The following is a 17818-nucleotide window of genomic DNA, read 5'->3' on the forward strand; positions in this document are numbered from 1 at the left end:
AAATAAGCTAAAAAAACAATCCTACTTTGGCTGCGCTCAGCACAAGCTTTTAAGCTAACCTTGATTTATAGTTTTCATGGTATGGTCTTCCTGATTTTATGATGGCAAAGGCTTGTTTTAAGAGCTTATTTGCTACTGTTAAGAAACTAGTTTTTCTCTTTACTTATACTCAAGTTACGCTTTCGCGAAAGCACACTCATTACAAGCAAGTTTGAAAACTCTACGCGCGGCGCACAACTCTAAAATTCATTGTATATTTAGTCCAAACAAACAAAACCATAAACTAAAGCAAACCAGCAGTTTAAATTTGAACTGCTTTTGTGCAAAGAGCTGTTATTCATAATTATCCAATTGAAATTTAAATCTCAAAATGAAAAAAATATTATTTGCATGTATCGTTCTGGTAAGTTTCAATACTGTATTCTCTCAAAACACTGAAATTGAAAGATTAGAAAAAATCAAACATGAATTTATTATCATAAAGGCGGAGATAAATGATTCAATAAGAAAAATTGATGTTCAAATAAATTCTTTAAAATATAAAAATGAAGATTTAAATGTTCAAAATATCAGTTTAACTCAAACAACAACTCGTTCAGAAGCAAAAGTCAGCAACAAACCTTATGTATATGGTGATATTATTGGGTATATACCTAAAGGTCAACCCATAATAATCTATGACTATTTTGAAGGTTATTGGTTGATTGAAAAAGATTCAATTAAAGGATATATCCACGACATGTATTTAGTTGATAATGAAACTATGACCAAAATAAAAGAGGGTCATGATAAAAATCGAATTAAAAAAAAATATGGTGAAAAAGTAGCTGACAAAATTTTTAATCACAGAATTTGGATAGGGATGACTAAGGACATGACAAAATTAAGTATTGGCAGACCACTTGATATTAACCGAACAACTGGGAGTTGGGGTGTGCATGAACAATGGGTATATAAAAACAGGTATTTGTACTTTGAAAATGGCGAACTCAAAAGTTGGCAGGACTAAAGAAAACTCGATAAATTAATCACCACATATTTAGCCTAAACAAACAAGACCACAAACTAAAACCAATTAGCTATTATGCAAGTCTTAAGGAGCTTAATTTTCTCCATGTTCAGCTTGTTCTAGAAGACCCAACAAAAATAATATGATAAAAAAAGCTTTTGAATACTTGTTAATAATATTGATCATAACTGTAGTAACAGGTTGCTCAAGTGATGACAATTGTCCTGACCAATTAATGATTAACATCAATGATCCAGAAAGTATAGAAAGAGCTGAAGAGTGTGGCCTAAGCCCAGCAGAGCCTTTAGGTGAATCACTTTGGATTTATAAAATCCAATAAGCCAAAAATTGATTAAAGCCATAGATAATATGCTCATTGTGTGTGAGACTTTTGAGACTATCTGGACAAAAGACAATCAGTAATCATCTCACTTACTAATTGATTTGAATAGTTTACTTTTAAGTATCCACACTTAAAAATATTGCTATGACCTTCGGCAGAATTACTTTGATTGTATTTTCTATAGTGCTACTGCTTAGCATTTCTTGTAAAGAATCGATACCAACGCCTATTACAGATGAAGCTTCTCATTTCGCCTTGAGCGATACGACCTCAGCTACCAAAACAACAATGGGACCTACTGTAATTGATTTGGCTCCTCCTCCATTAAGCCAATTCATACGAAGAATCTTTCAAGATTCGCAAGGAACGATGTGGATGGGAACTAATGGTGACGGTGTGATACGATATGATGGAACGAGCGTAGACTACTTTTCTATAGACGAAGGTTTTAATGGAGAAGCGGTGCGAGCGATTTTGGAAGATAAAAATGGTAAGATATGGTTTGGGACCAATAGAGGAATTACATCGCTTGACTTGACTACATCTACAACAACAGGAAAACCTTCTTTTATAAACTACACAGAAGCGCAAGGACTTAAAGAAAGTAATGTATGGAGTATGTTGCTGGACGCTGAAGGAACGTTGTGGATAGGGGATTTAAATGGCGTCTATAGCTTTGATGGGACTACTTTTAAACCTTTCCCTCTTCCAGAAACTGTAGTAGATAATTCTAGAGGTGTTTCAAGTACTAAAATTGTACATAGTGTCATGGAAGATTCCAAGGGGCGCTTATGGTTTGCTTCAAACGCTGGTGCCTTTATCTGGGATGGGACTTCTCTAGATTCCTTATCTACAAAAGATGGACTTGCGGGAAATAATGTAAATGATATGCTAGAAGATCGCACAGGAGATATCTGGTTTGCAACACACCATAAAGGCGTGAGTCGCTATGACGGATCTAAGTTTACCAACTTTACCACAGATGGTATCATTACAGGTGAAGAAGTTTGGTCGCTCTTTCAAGACTCTAAAGGGAACATCTGGTTTCCTGCCGAGAATGCGGGTGTGTATCGTTATGATGGAAAGAAATTCACAAACTTTACAGAGGCAGATGGCGTGCAGAGCAATGCTATACAAAGCATTTATGAGGATGCATCTGGAACCATATGGCTAGGAGGATATCTTGGCCTCTCAAGATTAAAAGATAATCGCTTTATACATGTTACCGAGAGCGGACCTTGGAAGGATTAATCTTGAAAAAAATCAATAAAAAAGGCGACCCAAGGGTCGCCTTTTTTGTAGTAATGATATGCTTTTTACATATTTCTACGGTACTGTCCTCCTACTTCAAAGAGAGCACTTGTGATTTGCCCTAGAGAACAAACTTTAGTCGCCTCCATAAGTTCTTCAAAAATGTTGCGGTTATTAATCGCTGCATCTTGTATGGTCTCAAGTTGTGCTTCTATCTTATCTGCTTTCTCCTTATGAAGATGATTAAGCATATCGATTTGATATTGCTTCTCCTCTTCGGTAGCTCTAATAACTTCTGCTGGACGTACTGTCGGACTTCCTTTTGAACTCAAGAAAGTATTTACTCCTATTATTGGGAACTCACCGTTATGCTTAAGTGTTTCATAATACAAGCTTTCTTCTTGAATTTTTGAACGCTGGTACATAGTCTCCATGGCTCCTAATACTCCGCCACGCTCTGTGATTCTGTCAAATTCTAGTAAGACTGCTTCTTCTACAAGCTCTGTAAGTTCTTCTATAATGAATGATCCCTGTATTGGGTTTTCGTTTTTAGTAAGTCCTAGCTCTTTATTGATAATAAGCTGTATTGCCATTGCACGACGTACACTCTCTTCTGTAGGCGTTGTAATCGCCTCGTCATATGCATTTGTGTGTAACGAGTTACAGTTGTCATAAATCGCATATAACGCTTGTAATGTAGTACGGATGTCGTTAAAGTCAATCTCCTGTGCGTGTAAGCTACGCCCAGATGTCTGGATGTGGTACTTAAGCATCTGTGCACGAGGATTTGCTTTGTACTTTTCCTTCATTGCCTTTGCCCAGATCTTACGAGCAACACGACCTATAACCGCATATTCTGGATCGATTCCGTTTGAGAAAAAGAACGATAAGTTAGGACCAAATTTATTGATATCCATCCCACGGCTTAGGTAGTACTCTACATACGTAAATCCGTTAGACAATGTAAGTGCTAGTTGTGTGATAGGGTTTGCTCCTGCCTCTGCAATGTGATATCCAGAAATAGACACACTATAGAAGTTACGCACCTTTTGCTCGATAAAATACTCTTGTACATCTCCCATTAAGCGCAGTGCAAACTCTGTAGAAAAGATACATGTATTTTGCGCCTGATCTTCTTTAAGGATATCTGCTTGTACTGTACCACGCACTTGTGTGAGTGTCTCTACTTTTATGCGGCTGTATACATCTGCTGGTAATACTTGATCACCCGTTACTCCCAGCAGCATTAAACCTAGACCGTCGTTTCCTTCTGGAAGATCGCCTTGGTATGCTGGACGTGTTTTTCCTTTATAGATAGCTGCAATCTTTGCTTCTACCTCTGCTTCTAGTTCGTTTTCTTTAATGTACTTCTCACAGTTTTGATCGATAGCGGCATTCATAAAGAAACCAAGTAACATAGGTGCTGGCCCGTTTATGGTCATACTTACCGATGTCATGGCATGACTTAAGTCGAAACCAGAATAGAGCTTCTTTGCATCATCAAGACAGCAAATACTTACTCCTGCATTTCCTATTTTCCCATAGATATCTGGACGCATTCCTGGATCATTACCATACAAAGTCACAGAGTCAAAAGCCGTACTCAAACGCTTAGCCGGTAATCCAGCACTCACATAGTGAAAACGTCTGTTTGTACGTTCCGGTCCTCCTTCTCCTGCAAACATTCGTGTAGGATCTTCTCCTGTACGTTTAAAAGGATAGAGTCCTGCCGTATATGGGAATTCTCCCGGTACGTTTTCTTGTAAACACCAGATTAAGATGTCTCCCCAAGCTTGGTACTTAGGTAATGCTATCTTAGGAATTTCTGTATGTGATAGCGATGCGCTGTGCGTAGGGATTTTAATCTCCTTATCTCTAACCTTAAAGGTATACACAGGTGCTTTATATCTATTTACTTTTTCTTCCCACCCAGTAATAACTTCCCAGTTATACGGGTCAAGATCCATTTTTACTCGGTCAAACTGTGCTAGCAACAATTTGATAAGGTCTTTATCTTCATCTGTATTTTCAGTAGTGAAATCGGCTAACTGTACTCCTGCTTTGTCTAGTGCTGGAGCTGTACCGGCAATAGTTTCTATGGTCTTATAAATTCCGTAGAGACGTTGTGCTGTTTCTTGTTGCGCTTTCGCGAAAGCGTCATATGCACGGTTGCTCTCTGCAATCTCACTTAGGTAGCGCGTACGAGATGGAGGAATCACAAAGATTTTCTCACTCATCTCTTGGCTGATCTCAAAAGTACTAGTAAGATCAGACTCGTTTACTGCGTTTACTTTCTCCATGATACGCTTATAAAGCGTGTTCATTCCTGGATCATTAAACTGGCTCGCAATGGTACCAAATACTGGCAAATCATCTTGATGTACATCCCACAAGTTATTATTGCGCATGTATTGCTTCTTTACATCGCGCAATGCATCTAGTGATCCACGCTTATCAAACTTATTGATAGCAACAAGATCTGCAAAATCAAGCATATCGATTTTCTCTAGCTGTGTTGCTGCACCAAATTCTGGTGTCATCACATATAAAGAAACATCACTGTGTTCTATAATCTCCGTATCAGACTGTCCTATTCCCGAAGTCTCAAGGATAATTAGGTCATACTCGGCTGCTTTTAATACTTCTATCGCTTCTCCTACATACTTAGAAAGTGCAAGGTTACTCTGGCGAGTTGCTAGTGAGCGCATGTATACACGGTCACTATTAATCGCATTCATGCGGATACGATCTCCTAGTAATGCTCCTCCAGTTTTTCGCTTAGAAGGATCTACAGATATCAATCCTATTTGCTTCTCTGGGAAGTCAATTAAAAACCTTCGTACTAATTCGTCTACAAGTGATGACTTTCCTGCTCCTCCTGTACCTGTAATACCAAGTACGGGTGTAAGCGAGTTTTCATTCTTTTTATGAATTGCGTCAAGCGTATCCTTTGCAACCTCTGGAAAGTTTTCGGCAGCAGAAATTACTCTAGCGATTGCCGTAGGCACTTTTTCGCGTAAGCTATCTACAGTTACATCAAGTTTATCTCCTATGGCATAGTCAGATTGTTGTACAAGGTCATTAATCATCCCTTGTAATCCCATGGCACGACCATCATCTGGAGCGTAGATACGGGTAATCCCGTAGTCCATGAGTTCTTGTATCTCTTCTGGCAAGATCACACCACCTCCACCACCGAAGATTTTAATATGCGATGCTCCCTTCTCTTTAAGAAGGTCATACATATATTTAAAATACTCATTGTGACCACCTTGATAAGAGGTTATCGCAATTGCATTTGCATCTTCTTGTATTGCGGTATTTACCACTTCTTCTACAGAGCGATCATGACCCAAATGGATCACCTCAACGCCTGTGCTCTGAATGATACGACGCATTATATTTATAGCGGCATCATGACCATCAAAGAGTGCAGCTGCAGTAACTATTCTAACTTTATATTTTGGTGTGTAAGGAGTAGCTTGTTCCATCTGTAATTATTGGTGTGTTTAATGATGTAAATTTACGTAATAATCAGTAAAAACGACGCTTGAATATGAATAACACAAAAAGGATTGTTTATAGCTGAATTGCGTTATAATAATTGCAATTTAGAGGTGATAAAAATCTGATTTATGGCACATCTTACACTGCTTATACATTGCAAAGATCAAAAGGGAATCATCGCTTCTGTGACTAATTTCATACTTGATCATGGCGGAAACACCACCTACATAGATCAACATGTAGATGCGCAAGAAAATGTGTTCTTCATGCGACTAGAGTGCTTTTTTGAACAAGCAGATTTTAATGTGGAGCTTTTTACAAAAACTTTCGCTCAAGACATAGGAGATCCATTTGAGATGCAATGGCAGTTATATCCTGCCACACAAAAATTGCAAATGGCAATTTTTGTTTCAAAATACGACCACTGCCTCTATGATATTCTGGGTCGTTATAACGCTGGAGAACTCCAAGTACACATCCCGTTTATTGTGAGCAATCACAAGGACCTGGCTCATATCGCAGCAAATTTTGGTATCCCATTTTACCATATTCCCGTTACAAAAGATACGAAGGCACTCGCAGAGCAACGACAGCTAGACTTACTGCGAGAATTTAAGGTTGATTTTATCGTTCTTGCTCGCTATATGCAGATTGTGACGCCTACTATTATAAGTGAATACACGCATCGCATTATAAACATACACCACTCCTTTTTACCTGCCTTTGTAGGCGCAAAGCCTTATCATGCGGCATTTGCTCGTGGTGTAAAAATTATAGGTACAACTAGTCACTATGTGACAGAAGAACTAGACGCTGGCCCTATTATCGAGCAAGATACCATACGTGTAACCCACAGCCATACCATTCCAGATCTTATTGCAAAAGGTAGAGACCTAGAGAAAATTGTACTCTCAAGAGCTATAAAATTACACGCACAGCACAAGTGTTTTGTTTACGGTAATAAGACGGTGATTTTTACTTAACATATGAATAAGCTGAGTTACGCTTTCGCGAAAGCGCAATTAAAAACTATCTTTACCACACATTAAAAACCCATAGTATCATGAAAAAGATTATCGCTGTATTTGCTTTATTTTCACTAATCTCTTGTGCCGAATTACAAGGCGTAATAGATAGTTTACCTACAGAAACTGGAACTTCTGGAATTAGTAACCAAATGATAGGTAACGGTCTCAAGCAAGCGTTAGACTTTGGAATTGATAAACAGGTAACAAAACTTACGTCTACAGATGGGTTTTATAAAAACGAATTGGTAAAAATCTTACTTCCAGAAGAGTTACAAAAAGTAGATAACACACTTAGAGCAATAGGCTTAGGAAGTCTTGCAGATGAAGGTATCAAAGCCCTAAACCGCGCTGCCGAAGATGCAGTGAGTGAAGCAACGCCTATTTTTGTAAATGCTGTAAAAGAAATCACTTTTACAGATGTGCGTAACATTTTATTAGGATCTGATAATGCTGCTACCTCATACTTAGAGGGAAAAACACAAACAGCACTTTATGGAAAGTTTAATCCTGTGATAAAAAATAGCTTTGCAAAAGTAGGTGCAGATCAAATATGGACTAACCTAATTACAAAGTATAACGAGTTACCACTTACTAATGATGTAAACCCTGACCTTACAGATTATGTAACACAACAAGCTCTTGAAGGAGTTTATAAAATGATTGCGGTAGAAGAAAAGGAAATCCGTACAAAAACACAAAGTAGAACTACAGATCTTTTACAACGCGTATTTGCACTTCAAGATTAACAAGATTATTCTTACATTAATTACTTGATTTTTATGTAGTTATAGTATTTCAAATTAGTTTTTTTTTAATACATTTAAGTAGAGAAAATAAGTTTAACCCCAAATTAACCTACTTGTATTATGAATTCCCAGTATAAACACCAGCGCATCAAGACCTACATGGAGCGCAAGCACAAAAAACTTGTAGAAGAGGCCTACAATTTAAAGTACACAGATCATGAGCAAAGTGATGTACTCACCTTTGAAGCGCTACAACTCGATTCAAAATTAAAGTTCTTGCAATTCTAGTTGAGATCGTAAATTTCTAAAGTATGAGTATGCCTTAAGAAGCCTACTCCCATACCATGAGAAATACTCACCGTCTACTAATACCACTCTAGCAGTGGTATTTTTTTTAAATAATGCGATATGTTCTTCCTTAAACGGAAAAGGCTCTGATGATAAGAAGATGTAATCAAGATTGACTAACTGCTCTGCTTGGACCTCAGGGTATCTACCTTTTAAAGAGGTAAAAGCATTTTTAAAACCTGCTTCTTCTAATAGTGTGTTTATAAAAGTATGTGCACCGGCAACCATTATTGGTTCTTTCCAGATAAAGTAGCCTACATGACCTTGAGTAGATGTCTTTAGCTCCTTTAAAAATTGATTGCGCTCTTCTGTAATAGCTGTAACTAGTTGTTGAGCTTCTTCCTCTTTTTTAAAAATTGCTCCGTATTGAAGTATGAGATCTAAAGACTCTTGTACGCTTATAATATCTGATGTGTGTACCGGAGCAATAGCTCGCAAACTTTCTACAATCTCTTTTGTGTTTTCTTCTTTATTGCAAAGTATAATATCTGGCTGTAGCGCGGTTATTTTTACAATATCTACTTGCTTTGTACCTCCTACTACTTCTCTATCACCACGCAGATGCAATGGATGAACACAAAATTTTGTAACACCTACGATGTGCTCTTCTAATCCCAGGTGAACTAGAAGTTCTGTCTGGCTAGGTACTAAAGAAACAATGCGCAGTGGTGTATGATCAAACTCAAGACGAGTGCCTATTTGATCTGTAATGTTCATATTAGATATGTTCTATAATGAGCTCTCTCATTTCTTCTTGCATTTGCTGTGCAACATTGCGCGCAGCGATTGCAAAGTCTTCTCCTTGAGAATTGTAAATAATACCTCGAGAAGAGTTAACAAGAAGCCCTATATCTTTAGTCATTCCGTATTTACAAACTTCACGCAGGCTGCCTCCCTGCGCTCCTACACCTGGTACGAGTAAGAATGCCTCAGGAATAATAGCACGTATATCTGTGAGGTACTCAGCTTTTGTAGCACCTACTACATACATAAGCTGCTCACTATTGGTATATGACTTTGAGGTTTCAAGTACGTGCTTGTACACTTCTTTACCCTCAATCTCCTTTGTTTGAAAATCGAAGGCTCCCTTATTTGAAGTAAGCGCAAGCAATATAGTGTGCTTGTCTTTAAATGCCAGAAATGGCTCTACAGAATCTTTACCCATGTATGGAGCAACCGTTACAGAATCAAAGCTCAAGTCCTCAAAAAATGCCTTAGCATATCGAGTAGATGTATTCCCTATATCTCCACGTTTTGCATCTGCAATCGTGAATTGCTCTGGATACTTTTCGTTGATATAGTTAATTGTTTTCTCTAGCGCTTGCCATCCTTTGATACCATAAGCTTCATAAAATGCAGTATTAGGTTTATAACCTACACATAAATCGTGTGTGGCATCTATAATCGCTTTGTTAAAAGCAAAAATAGGATCTTCCTCTTTCAATAAATGCGTAGGAATCTTATCAAGATCTGTATCTAGACCAACTATTAAAAAAGATTGCTTCTTTTTAATCTGGGTAATTAAATCAGCTGTTTTCATTGTCGTTTATTTCAGGTCTAGATAATAGTCAGCTTTATTATGCTATAATTCTCCTTCAGTAAATTTGAGTTTCTCTGTATTCTCAACAAGCCTCAACTCTTCAAGAATTTTTTGAATATCACCATTTACGATGTTTTGTAAATCGTATAATGTTAATCCAATACGGTGATCCGTTACACGTCCTTGAGGATAGTTATACGTACGAATTTTTGCACTACGGTCACCACTACTTACTTGTGAGTTACGTTTTGCCGCATCTTCTTCTTGCTTCTTAGCAAGTTCCATATCATATAAACGTGAGCGTAGTACTTTAAAAGCCTTCTCCTTATTTTTATGTTGAGATTTTTGGTCTTGACACTGCGCTACAAGTCCTGTAGGGATGTGTGTTAATCGTACTGCAGAGTATGTTGTGTTTACAGACTGCCCACCTGGTCCAGAAGAACAGAAAAAATCTACACGTACATCTTTAGGCTCTATTTGAACATCAAACTCCTCTGCTTCTGGAAGTACCATTACTGTTGCAGCACTGGTATGCACACGACCTTGAGTTTCTGTTTGCGGTACTCGCTGTACACGGTGTACTCCAGCTTCAAACTTCATAGTACCATATACATCTTGCCCTGTAATTTCAAATTGGATTTCTTTAAATCCTCCAGAAGTACCTTCAGAATAATCTACCGTACTGTGTTTCCATCCTGGGACAGAATCTACATACTTAGTATACATTCTGTATAAGTCTCCAGCAAAAATACTTGCTTCATCACCACCAGTTCCAGCGCGTATTTCTACAACGACGTTCTTTGCATCTTCTGGATCCTTAGGGATAAGCATCATTCTAATTTTTTCCTCTAGTTCAGGAATACCAGTTTTTGCCTCATCGTATTGCATCTTGGCCATTTCAACCATTTCTGCATCACTACCATCGGCTATGATTTCTTCGGCCTCTTTGAGGTTTTCACTAAGCTCTATATATACTTCTCGCACTTCCATGAGTGCCTTAAGGTCGCTATATTCCTTATTGAGCTGTACATAGCGCTTTTGATCTGTTATAATATCTGGTTGTATAATGAGATCACTTATCTCATCAAAACGTTGCTTTACAATCTGTAATTTTTCTAACATCTACTTTCTATAATAAGTAGCGAATTTACGATAATTTAAACAAGGAATGAAAGGTAAATGGAGGTCTATATACGCTTTCGCGAAAGCAAAAAAAGAAATAGTGATTAATACGATTGAGTAAGTTGATTCTTCTCTTCTTCTTTATTATCTACATCCAAAACCGTGTATATAAAAAAGGCTAACCCTAACGCAGCACTAACAAAATCAATATAATAGAAGAAACTAATTCCAAAATAGTACCCAAGAAGAGATGCCACGTCCGAAAAGATAAAACAAAACACAAAAAACAGAAAAGCTAATGACCTATCACTATTAACAACCTGGTTATATAGCACTGCTATTGCTCCTAATAAACTTATGATAACTCCAAAAAGAAACACAAGACCAGACTGAAAAGACCCTTCGTAACCTTCCTTTACCTGAGATATTAGTTCATTAAGTATAAGCATATTGAGACCAATAAAGACTAAAGTAAGTAGTATCGCAGCTCTATCTTTTAAAAATGCAGTAAACATATCTAGCCGCTTTATAATAATAAGGCTATAAGTCACACAGCCAAGAAGGATATAAGCTATCTGCCCAAAGTTTTTATAGTAGTAGAAAACCGAAAATTCTCGCAGCGATAGCATTACTAAAATTGCAATCACTATAAATTTAATACAAGGGGCTTTGATTATGTAATAGACTAGAAAGAATAGTACAGTTAAAAGCGGTATATATCTGAAGGGGTAAAACTCACGTCTCAAAAACCAAGACAGTATGTTTAGTGCTACTAAACCTAGAGTTATTATCGGTAAATATCTACCTGCTTTACGTAATAAAAATTGCATTAGTCAATTATTGGTTGGGGGAATACTAAAGGCATTTTACTTATCAATAAAAGTAGGTAAAAGTAAAAATATAAATACCGCTTCAAATAGACTTTAACAAAATTAAATAATGATAAACAGCTTAAATAAAGATATTTACAAGCCAGCATAATACAATCACACCTCTCGTACATTGCGTTAATAAAGCAATGCGGTTACAGTAAAGAAATAATTATAGAGAAGTTCGTAATTTAAAAAAACATCCCAGCTCATTAAGATAGCATATCATATTGCTCTGCTTCTTCAAGCTGACTACTAGTTTCAATAACTGTATAAGAAAAAAGACCTAATCCTACTGCATAAGCAACACGATCTACGTAAAAAAGCATCTCATATCCAAAGTAATATGCAAATAACGAGGTGACATCACTGGTAAGAAAACTAATCATAAATAAAATGTAAGCAAGAGATCTATTACTATTATACACTTGATTATAAATGATTGCTGTTGCTCCAAAAACAATCATAAATACACCATACACATAAAATAGAAAAGGGTCAAATGGACCTTGGAACCCTACATTAATAAAACTAGCAATTTCACTTAGGGCAAACGTATTGAGCACAACAAATACAAGTGTAAAAATCAAAGCACTTTTATCTCTACTTATCACTTTAAGTATATCTCCTCTTTCTAAACAGATAGTTGCATATGCCGCAATACCTAATATAAGGTATAATGTATGTCCTACATTAGTCTCATAAAATAGCACCGCTATATCTCGAGCCAGCAAACTAAATAATATTACAAGGACTATAAGACTTCTTTGAGATACGCTTAAAAGATAGTAGGCTACATATACTCCAATTGTAAGTAAGCGTATTATCCTCATAATCTCTAAATCTGAGGTAAATACAGCTACTATATTAATCAAGATTACAAAACCGATGATTAATGGTAATCTCCTACATTTTATAGCTGATGTAATTTTCTCCATACGGATAGTTATTTGACTAATTAGGGGTAGTTAAATAATCGTTTGACTTGGGATAGAAAATATACGAAAAAATGATAGTCAGCAGATTTCTGAAATCATAAAAAAATCCTAAAACAAACAGCTAACTTTCCTAAAAGCAAATTATTACCATGTGTGAAACAAAACTTAACACCCTATTTCTTGTGCATAAAAAAAGGCCTGCAAAGAATACAGGCCTTCTGTGTTATAACAACATCCCTCTTTTAAAAGGTGCTTTATAGACTATATATTAATAAGTAAAAGTTCCTTTATCGCTAGTTATAGTAAGCCTCTTTCCACTTTGAGAAGCCTCTACTCTACCTACTATTTGTGCATCAACATTATAAGATGTTGAGATCTTTATAAGCTCTTGAGCTACCTCTTGTGGGCAGTAGATCTCCATACGATGTCCCATATTAAACACTTGGTACATCTCTTTCCAGTCTGTACCACTCTCTTCTTGTATAAGTTTAAAAAGTGGCGGAGTTTCAAATAGATTATCCTTGATAATATGTAAGTCCTCTACAAAATGTAAAATTTTTGTTTGAGCACCACCACTACAGTGTACCATACCGTGTATACTGTCTGAGTTATATTTAGATAAAATATCTTTGATAATGGGCGCATAGGTTCTCGTAGGAGAAAGCACTAGCTTACCAGCGTCTAGAGGACTCCCAGTTACTGCATCTGTAAGTTTTTTTGAACCGCTATACACCAAGTCTTCTGGTACTGCTGCGTCAAAACTCTCTGGATATTTTTGTGCAAGGTACTTATCAAACACATCGTGACGTGCAGAAGTAAGTCCGTTACTTCCCATACCTCCATTATATTCTTTTTCGTAAGTCGCTTGACCGCTTGATGAAAGACCTACAATAACATCTCCAGGACGTATGTTTGCATTATCAATAACATCGCTGCGCTTCATACGTGCCGTAACAGTAGAGTCTACTATGATTGTGCGCACAAGGTCACCTACATCTGCTGTTTCTCCACCTGTAGAGTGAATGGTAACACCGTAAGATTTTAACTCTGCCAAAAGTTCTTCAGATCCATTAATAATGGCCGAAATAACTTCACCTGGAATTACATTTTTGTTACGCCCTATTGTTGATGATAGCATGATATGGTCTGTTGCACCCACACATAATAGATCATCTATATTCATGATAAGAGCATCTTGAGCGATGCCTTTCCATACAGAGATATCACCAGTTTCTTTCCAGTACATGTATGCAAGAGCAGATTTTGTTCCTGCCCCATCTGCATGCATTACAAGACAGTAATACTCATCTCCCGTAAGTGCGTCTGGTACAATCTTACAAAATGCTTTAGGAAATAATCCCTTGTCTACATTTTTAATGGCATTGTGCACATCTTCCTTACCTGCAGAGACTCCGCGTTGTGCGTATCGTTTAGAAATTTCTTGGCTCATCTATAAATTTTACATCGCAAAAATAGGGATTATATAATGGGCTTAAAAATTGATTTGCAAACAGTTTGACCAAGTTTAAAAATAATTGCTCCTATGTTATATTTTATAATTAAGCTTTCGCGAAAGCGTGATAAAAACCATTAAAAATCAGTCGTTTCTTACAAACATTTTACCTCAAACCCTCTTTAATCCAGTTATTTACACCTTAATCTAATTGAATTTTTTCTTAGCTTTTTTATAAGTATTTTAGATACTTATTGACCATTTTATTTAACTAACACCTTTGCCTTTGGAGACTACACGCTTTTTCCGAAAGGAATACTTTATGCTCCCCCTATTCCTATTAATTTTAAATAACCCTTTATTCTGCCAGCAACCACAAAATCCTAATCTCATTGGGCAGGGTTTTGACATACGTTATGTTGATGCCTTAGACTGGCTAGGATCTTCAAAAGGAAAGCAACTTATCCATGGATCCATACATAGTACTTCTCTTGATACTAGCCCAGTGGAGAGTTTTCATTTTATAACGTCTCCCTACGATTTTGAAAAACAAATTTTAAATGCCGATACGCTTTCAAAACCCTATCATGCGTTACATAGTGAAGCACATTACAATGGCTTTAATAACGATGAGTCAAATAAAACCCTCTTAGTTTATACTAAAAAACAAATACCATTATCAAAAGATATACTTGTAGCTGTTTCTTCTAACGTGCTAGATAGTGCAATGGTTGAAGATTTTAAAAGACTAGGACGCGATATCACTCCAGAAGGATTTATATACCGTTACGGTACACATTATGCTCATGAAGTCATTTATGGAGGTCTTTTCTTAAAGAGAAACTTAATAAAAAATGACGATTTCATATACTCTCCGTATGATCGTGACTTATTTAAGGAAAAAGTAATAGAAGACATTAGTGCATCACATCAAAATAAAGAGGATACAGACCTATACATTACCGCTGGATCTAGCAGCTCATTTACAAAGGGAGGTGATATCGATGCACCCTGGTTTACAGACTGGCAAACTACTTTAAAAAATAATGCTGCAGCCATAGATGTCACTTTACAACCCTGGACCAAGGCATTAAGAAACCTCACTACAGCAGATATACAGGATAAAGAAAGGAAAATACAATTACTAGATAGTGTTATTGAAATAGCTGTACGCACTTCTAAAGATCAATTATATGCCCCGCAACATTCTGCTTATTTCACTAAATACTCTTTGCGATTTAAACAGTCTATTGACAAATTAGTTAAAAAAAGTGCTGGTGTTACCTCAAGCGATGTGGATGCCTATACGGGTGATTTATTTTTTGGAGGATTTTCAAAAGATGAAGCCATGTTACGCACAGCACCACTTATAGACCGTGGTGGCGTACGGCTAGAAACCTTAATCACTGACGAAGAAATAAAACTCAATAAGCAAGTCATCATTACAGCAAAACCTGAGGACTTAGAAAGAGGATATGTAAGTGTATGGGATGATACAAAAAAACTAGTCAAAAGCAGAGAACGCAAGCGCTTACGAGTTTCTGGTCCGGAAGAAGCAAAAACTTTTTATAAAGAAGCACTCGTAAGGGATATTCATAAAGATGTGGAGATAACGACTATAGACGGCGATATTTATGAAGTGGCTTACGTATTGTCTCTAGAAAAGGAAAAAAAATTATTAGAAAATAGCGCACAACATTACAACACTGCATTACAAACAGAAATTGTAAGAGCTGCAAACATAGGCGATCTAGCTCGCATGAAAACTTTATTGGCACAAAATGCAACTAGGAGAATCCCGGGTTTAATCGCTGCTATTATTACTTCAAAACAATCTTCACAAATACTAAATTTTATACTAGATAAAGGAGTAATACCAAATAGTGAGGATCTCGACTTGCTGTTCCTCAAAGAGTATTTTGATGAACAAAAAGTATTAATCCTTTTAGAAAGAGGTGCTCCTTTTAAAAATAATATGATTTATAAAGCAGTTGCTTTTCAAAGCGAACCTATTATTTATGCGCTACTGAGGGAAGGAGCTACTCCTGTAAACAATGATTTATCATTTGCACTAGACACCTATCACTATCCATCTGTCAAGGCTTTAATGAGTGTGGAGTTTGATGCATTTGAAGCAGGCAAAAAAGAACTATCTCTAGCCGTAGAAAACAATGATGCTGAGCTCGCTGAAAAATTTACAATACTCGGTGCAACCGCAGATGCATCTCTTTTAGATAGCGCTCTGAGAAATGGTAATGAAGCGCTTAAAAACATAATCATACCTGTAACTGAAGCAAATGAAAACACCCTCGAAGTGACATCAATGCTTGATAACACAGAGTTATTCAATTACTTTATCAATAAGAATGCACGTATAAACAGTAATAAAATCTCCAATATAGCAACAGACAACAATAATTATGAAATTCTAGATATTTCACTTAAAAATGGCGGAAATGCCTCTGAGTCATTAGAGTATGCCATCACAAAAGATAATGTCAAAGCTATCAATATTGCGCTTCAAAATAAGGCTGCTCCAGACAGCGCCCTATTTTATGCTGCTCAAAAAGATGATGCTCAATTATTTAATGATGTACTTCACCTTTATGAAGGAAATCTAGATGTAGCTATGACAGCAGCAATTAAGGAAAATAATCTCCCATTTGCAGAGTCTGTGATTGCTACAAAAAAAGAAGGATTGAATGTTGATAATTTATTACCGCTTGCCGTAGCTGGTGAGAATGTTGACATGGTAAAACTCTTGGTTTCTAATAATAGTAATCCTAGTAGAGGAATTAATAAAGCAATAACTATAGAAAACCAAACAATAAGTCAGTACTTAATCTCTATGGGAGCAGACACCACAGACCCACTTCTTATTGAGTCGGCAATTACAAATGAAAACCTAGGTCTTGTTGAGTTACTTGTAAATCAAGGAGAAGTTAACCTCAACCAAGCATTAGTTGACGCAACAGAAACAGAAAATATAGAAATTGTAACCTCCTTACTAAATAGTGGTGCTAAAGCTGATGAGTCACTAGCTAATGCAATGGAAACTAAAAATGAACCTCTTATTTTATTACTGATGGATCATGTTTCTAGTTTAGAAGGCAACGAATTCATTCGCAGCGCAGCCCGCAAAGGAAATTTATCAGTTCTAAAAAGATTACTATCTCATGGAGCAAATCCTTTCCTAGCTGTTGAAGATGCAATTCGCTATAAAATGATAGGTTCGCTTAAAGAGCTTATTAAAAATGGAGCCACATGCAGTCAAGAGCATTTAAGAATAGCTATAGATTATCATTTTACTGAAGGAGTTTTACTACTTGTGCAGCAGCCAGAAATACATTTAAATACTGCTTTTGATAATGGTAATTACCCAATACATACCCTAAGTAGATCATTAACTGAAGACAGTAAATTAATTATGCAGATGCTTATTGAACTTGGCACTCGCATAAACATTCAAGATCCATCTGGTAATACAGCATTACATATTCTAGCTAGTCAAAAGGAATATGCGCTACCTGTAATTGAACTTTTGATAACTAATGGTGCAGACTTAAATCAAATGAATCACAAAGGCAAGAAACCACTTGATTATGCATTAAGTAAGACTACAAGAAGCGTTTTTAAGAAAGCAATGCGAGCGAAATAGATAGAA

14 protein-coding genes are annotated in these 17818 nt (G+C 36.6%); 7 read left to right on the top strand and 7 right to left on the bottom strand.

The features are described from left to right. Positions 1-370 precede the first annotated feature (370 nt). From ACJJVU_RS11950 to ACJJVU_RS11960, 3 genes are all read left to right on the top strand, one after another. Positions 371-1009, top strand: a complete 639-nt coding sequence (locus ACJJVU_RS11950) for a hypothetical protein (protein WP_405225740.1) — start codon at positions 371-373, stop codon at positions 1007-1009. Between the two features lie 142 nt (positions 1010-1151). Further along, positions 1152-1349 carry a hypothetical protein gene (locus ACJJVU_RS11955; protein WP_339848520.1) on the top strand — a complete coding sequence of 66 codons (198 nt, stop codon included), beginning with the start codon at positions 1152-1154 and terminating at the stop codon, positions 1347-1349. A 147-nt stretch (positions 1350-1496) separates the two neighbouring features. Further along, positions 1497-2603, top strand: a complete 1107-nt coding sequence (locus tag ACJJVU_RS11960; protein ID WP_405225743.1) for a two-component regulator propeller domain-containing protein — start codon at positions 1497-1499, stop codon at positions 2601-2603. A 65-nt stretch (positions 2604-2668) separates the two neighbouring features. On the opposite strand, the gene ACJJVU_RS11965 is transcribed toward ACJJVU_RS11960, so the two are convergent. Continuing rightward, positions 2669-6094 carry a methylmalonyl-CoA mutase family protein gene (locus ACJJVU_RS11965; RefSeq protein ID WP_405225746.1) on the bottom strand — a complete coding sequence of 1142 codons (3426 nt, stop codon included), beginning with the start codon at positions 6092-6094 and terminating at the stop codon, positions 2669-2671. 144 nt (positions 6095-6238) lie between these two features. Between ACJJVU_RS11965 and purU the strand changes: the two genes are divergently transcribed. The 3 genes from purU (at position 6239) to ACJJVU_RS11980 (ending at position 8172) form a co-directional block, all read left to right on the top strand. Beyond that, on the top strand, positions 6239-7093 hold the full coding sequence (gene purU / locus ACJJVU_RS11970) for a formyltetrahydrofolate deformylase (RefSeq protein ID WP_339848514.1): 855 nt from the start codon (positions 6239-6241) through the stop codon (positions 7091-7093). Between the two features lie 80 nt (positions 7094-7173). Further along, positions 7174-7884, top strand: coding sequence for a DUF4197 domain-containing protein (locus ACJJVU_RS11975; RefSeq protein WP_405225750.1), 711 nt, complete (start codon positions 7174-7176; stop codon positions 7882-7884). Between the two features lie 120 nt (positions 7885-8004). Continuing rightward, positions 8005-8172 (top strand): Lacal_2735 family protein, encoded by a 168-nt coding sequence (locus ACJJVU_RS11980; protein WP_013749631.1) that lies wholly within the window; start codon positions 8005-8007, stop codon positions 8170-8172. On the opposite strand, the gene ACJJVU_RS11985 is transcribed toward ACJJVU_RS11980, so the two are convergent. From ACJJVU_RS11985 to ACJJVU_RS12010, 6 genes are all read right to left on the bottom strand, one after another. Then, positions 8152-8949, bottom strand: coding sequence for an ABC transporter substrate-binding protein (locus tag ACJJVU_RS11985; RefSeq protein ID WP_405225753.1), 798 nt, complete (start codon positions 8947-8949; stop codon positions 8152-8154). The genes ACJJVU_RS11980 and ACJJVU_RS11985 overlap by 21 nt on opposite strands. A gap of 1 nt (position 8950) precedes the next feature. Beyond that, positions 8951-9772 (bottom strand): orotidine-5'-phosphate decarboxylase, encoded by an 822-nt coding sequence (pyrF, locus tag ACJJVU_RS11990; protein WP_405225756.1) that lies wholly within the window; start codon positions 9770-9772, stop codon positions 8951-8953. Between the two features lie 42 nt (positions 9773-9814). Next, positions 9815-10894, bottom strand: a complete 1080-nt coding sequence (gene prfA / locus ACJJVU_RS11995) for a peptide chain release factor 1 (RefSeq protein WP_298325592.1) — start codon at positions 10892-10894, stop codon at positions 9815-9817. 104 nt (positions 10895-10998) lie between these two features. After that, a complete protein-coding gene (locus ACJJVU_RS12000; protein WP_405225760.1) occupies positions 10999-11541 on the bottom strand; it encodes a hypothetical protein in 543 nt (180 codons plus the stop codon). A 434-nt stretch (positions 11542-11975) separates the two neighbouring features. Continuing rightward, the gene (locus ACJJVU_RS12005) at positions 11976-12701 is read right to left on the bottom strand and encodes a hypothetical protein (protein WP_339848506.1); all 726 of its coding nucleotides are present in this window, start codon (positions 12699-12701) and stop codon (positions 11976-11978) included. 268 nt (positions 12702-12969) lie between these two features. Next, positions 12970-14151: an AIR synthase related protein gene (locus ACJJVU_RS12010; RefSeq protein ID WP_405225763.1), complete on the bottom strand. Its 1182-nt coding sequence runs from the start codon at positions 14149-14151 to the stop codon at positions 12970-12972. Positions 14152-14476: 325 nt separating this feature from the next. Here ACJJVU_RS12010 and ACJJVU_RS12015 point away from each other — a divergent pair, with 325 nt between their 5' ends. Beyond that, positions 14477-17812, top strand: coding sequence for an ankyrin repeat domain-containing protein (locus ACJJVU_RS12015; protein WP_405225766.1), 3336 nt, complete (start codon positions 14477-14479; stop codon positions 17810-17812). Positions 17813-17818 lie beyond the last annotated feature (6 nt).

This window comes from Dokdonia sp. Asnod1-B02, assembly GCF_045063955.1.
Classification (GTDB): domain Bacteria; phylum Bacteroidota; class Bacteroidia; order Flavobacteriales; family Flavobacteriaceae; genus Dokdonia.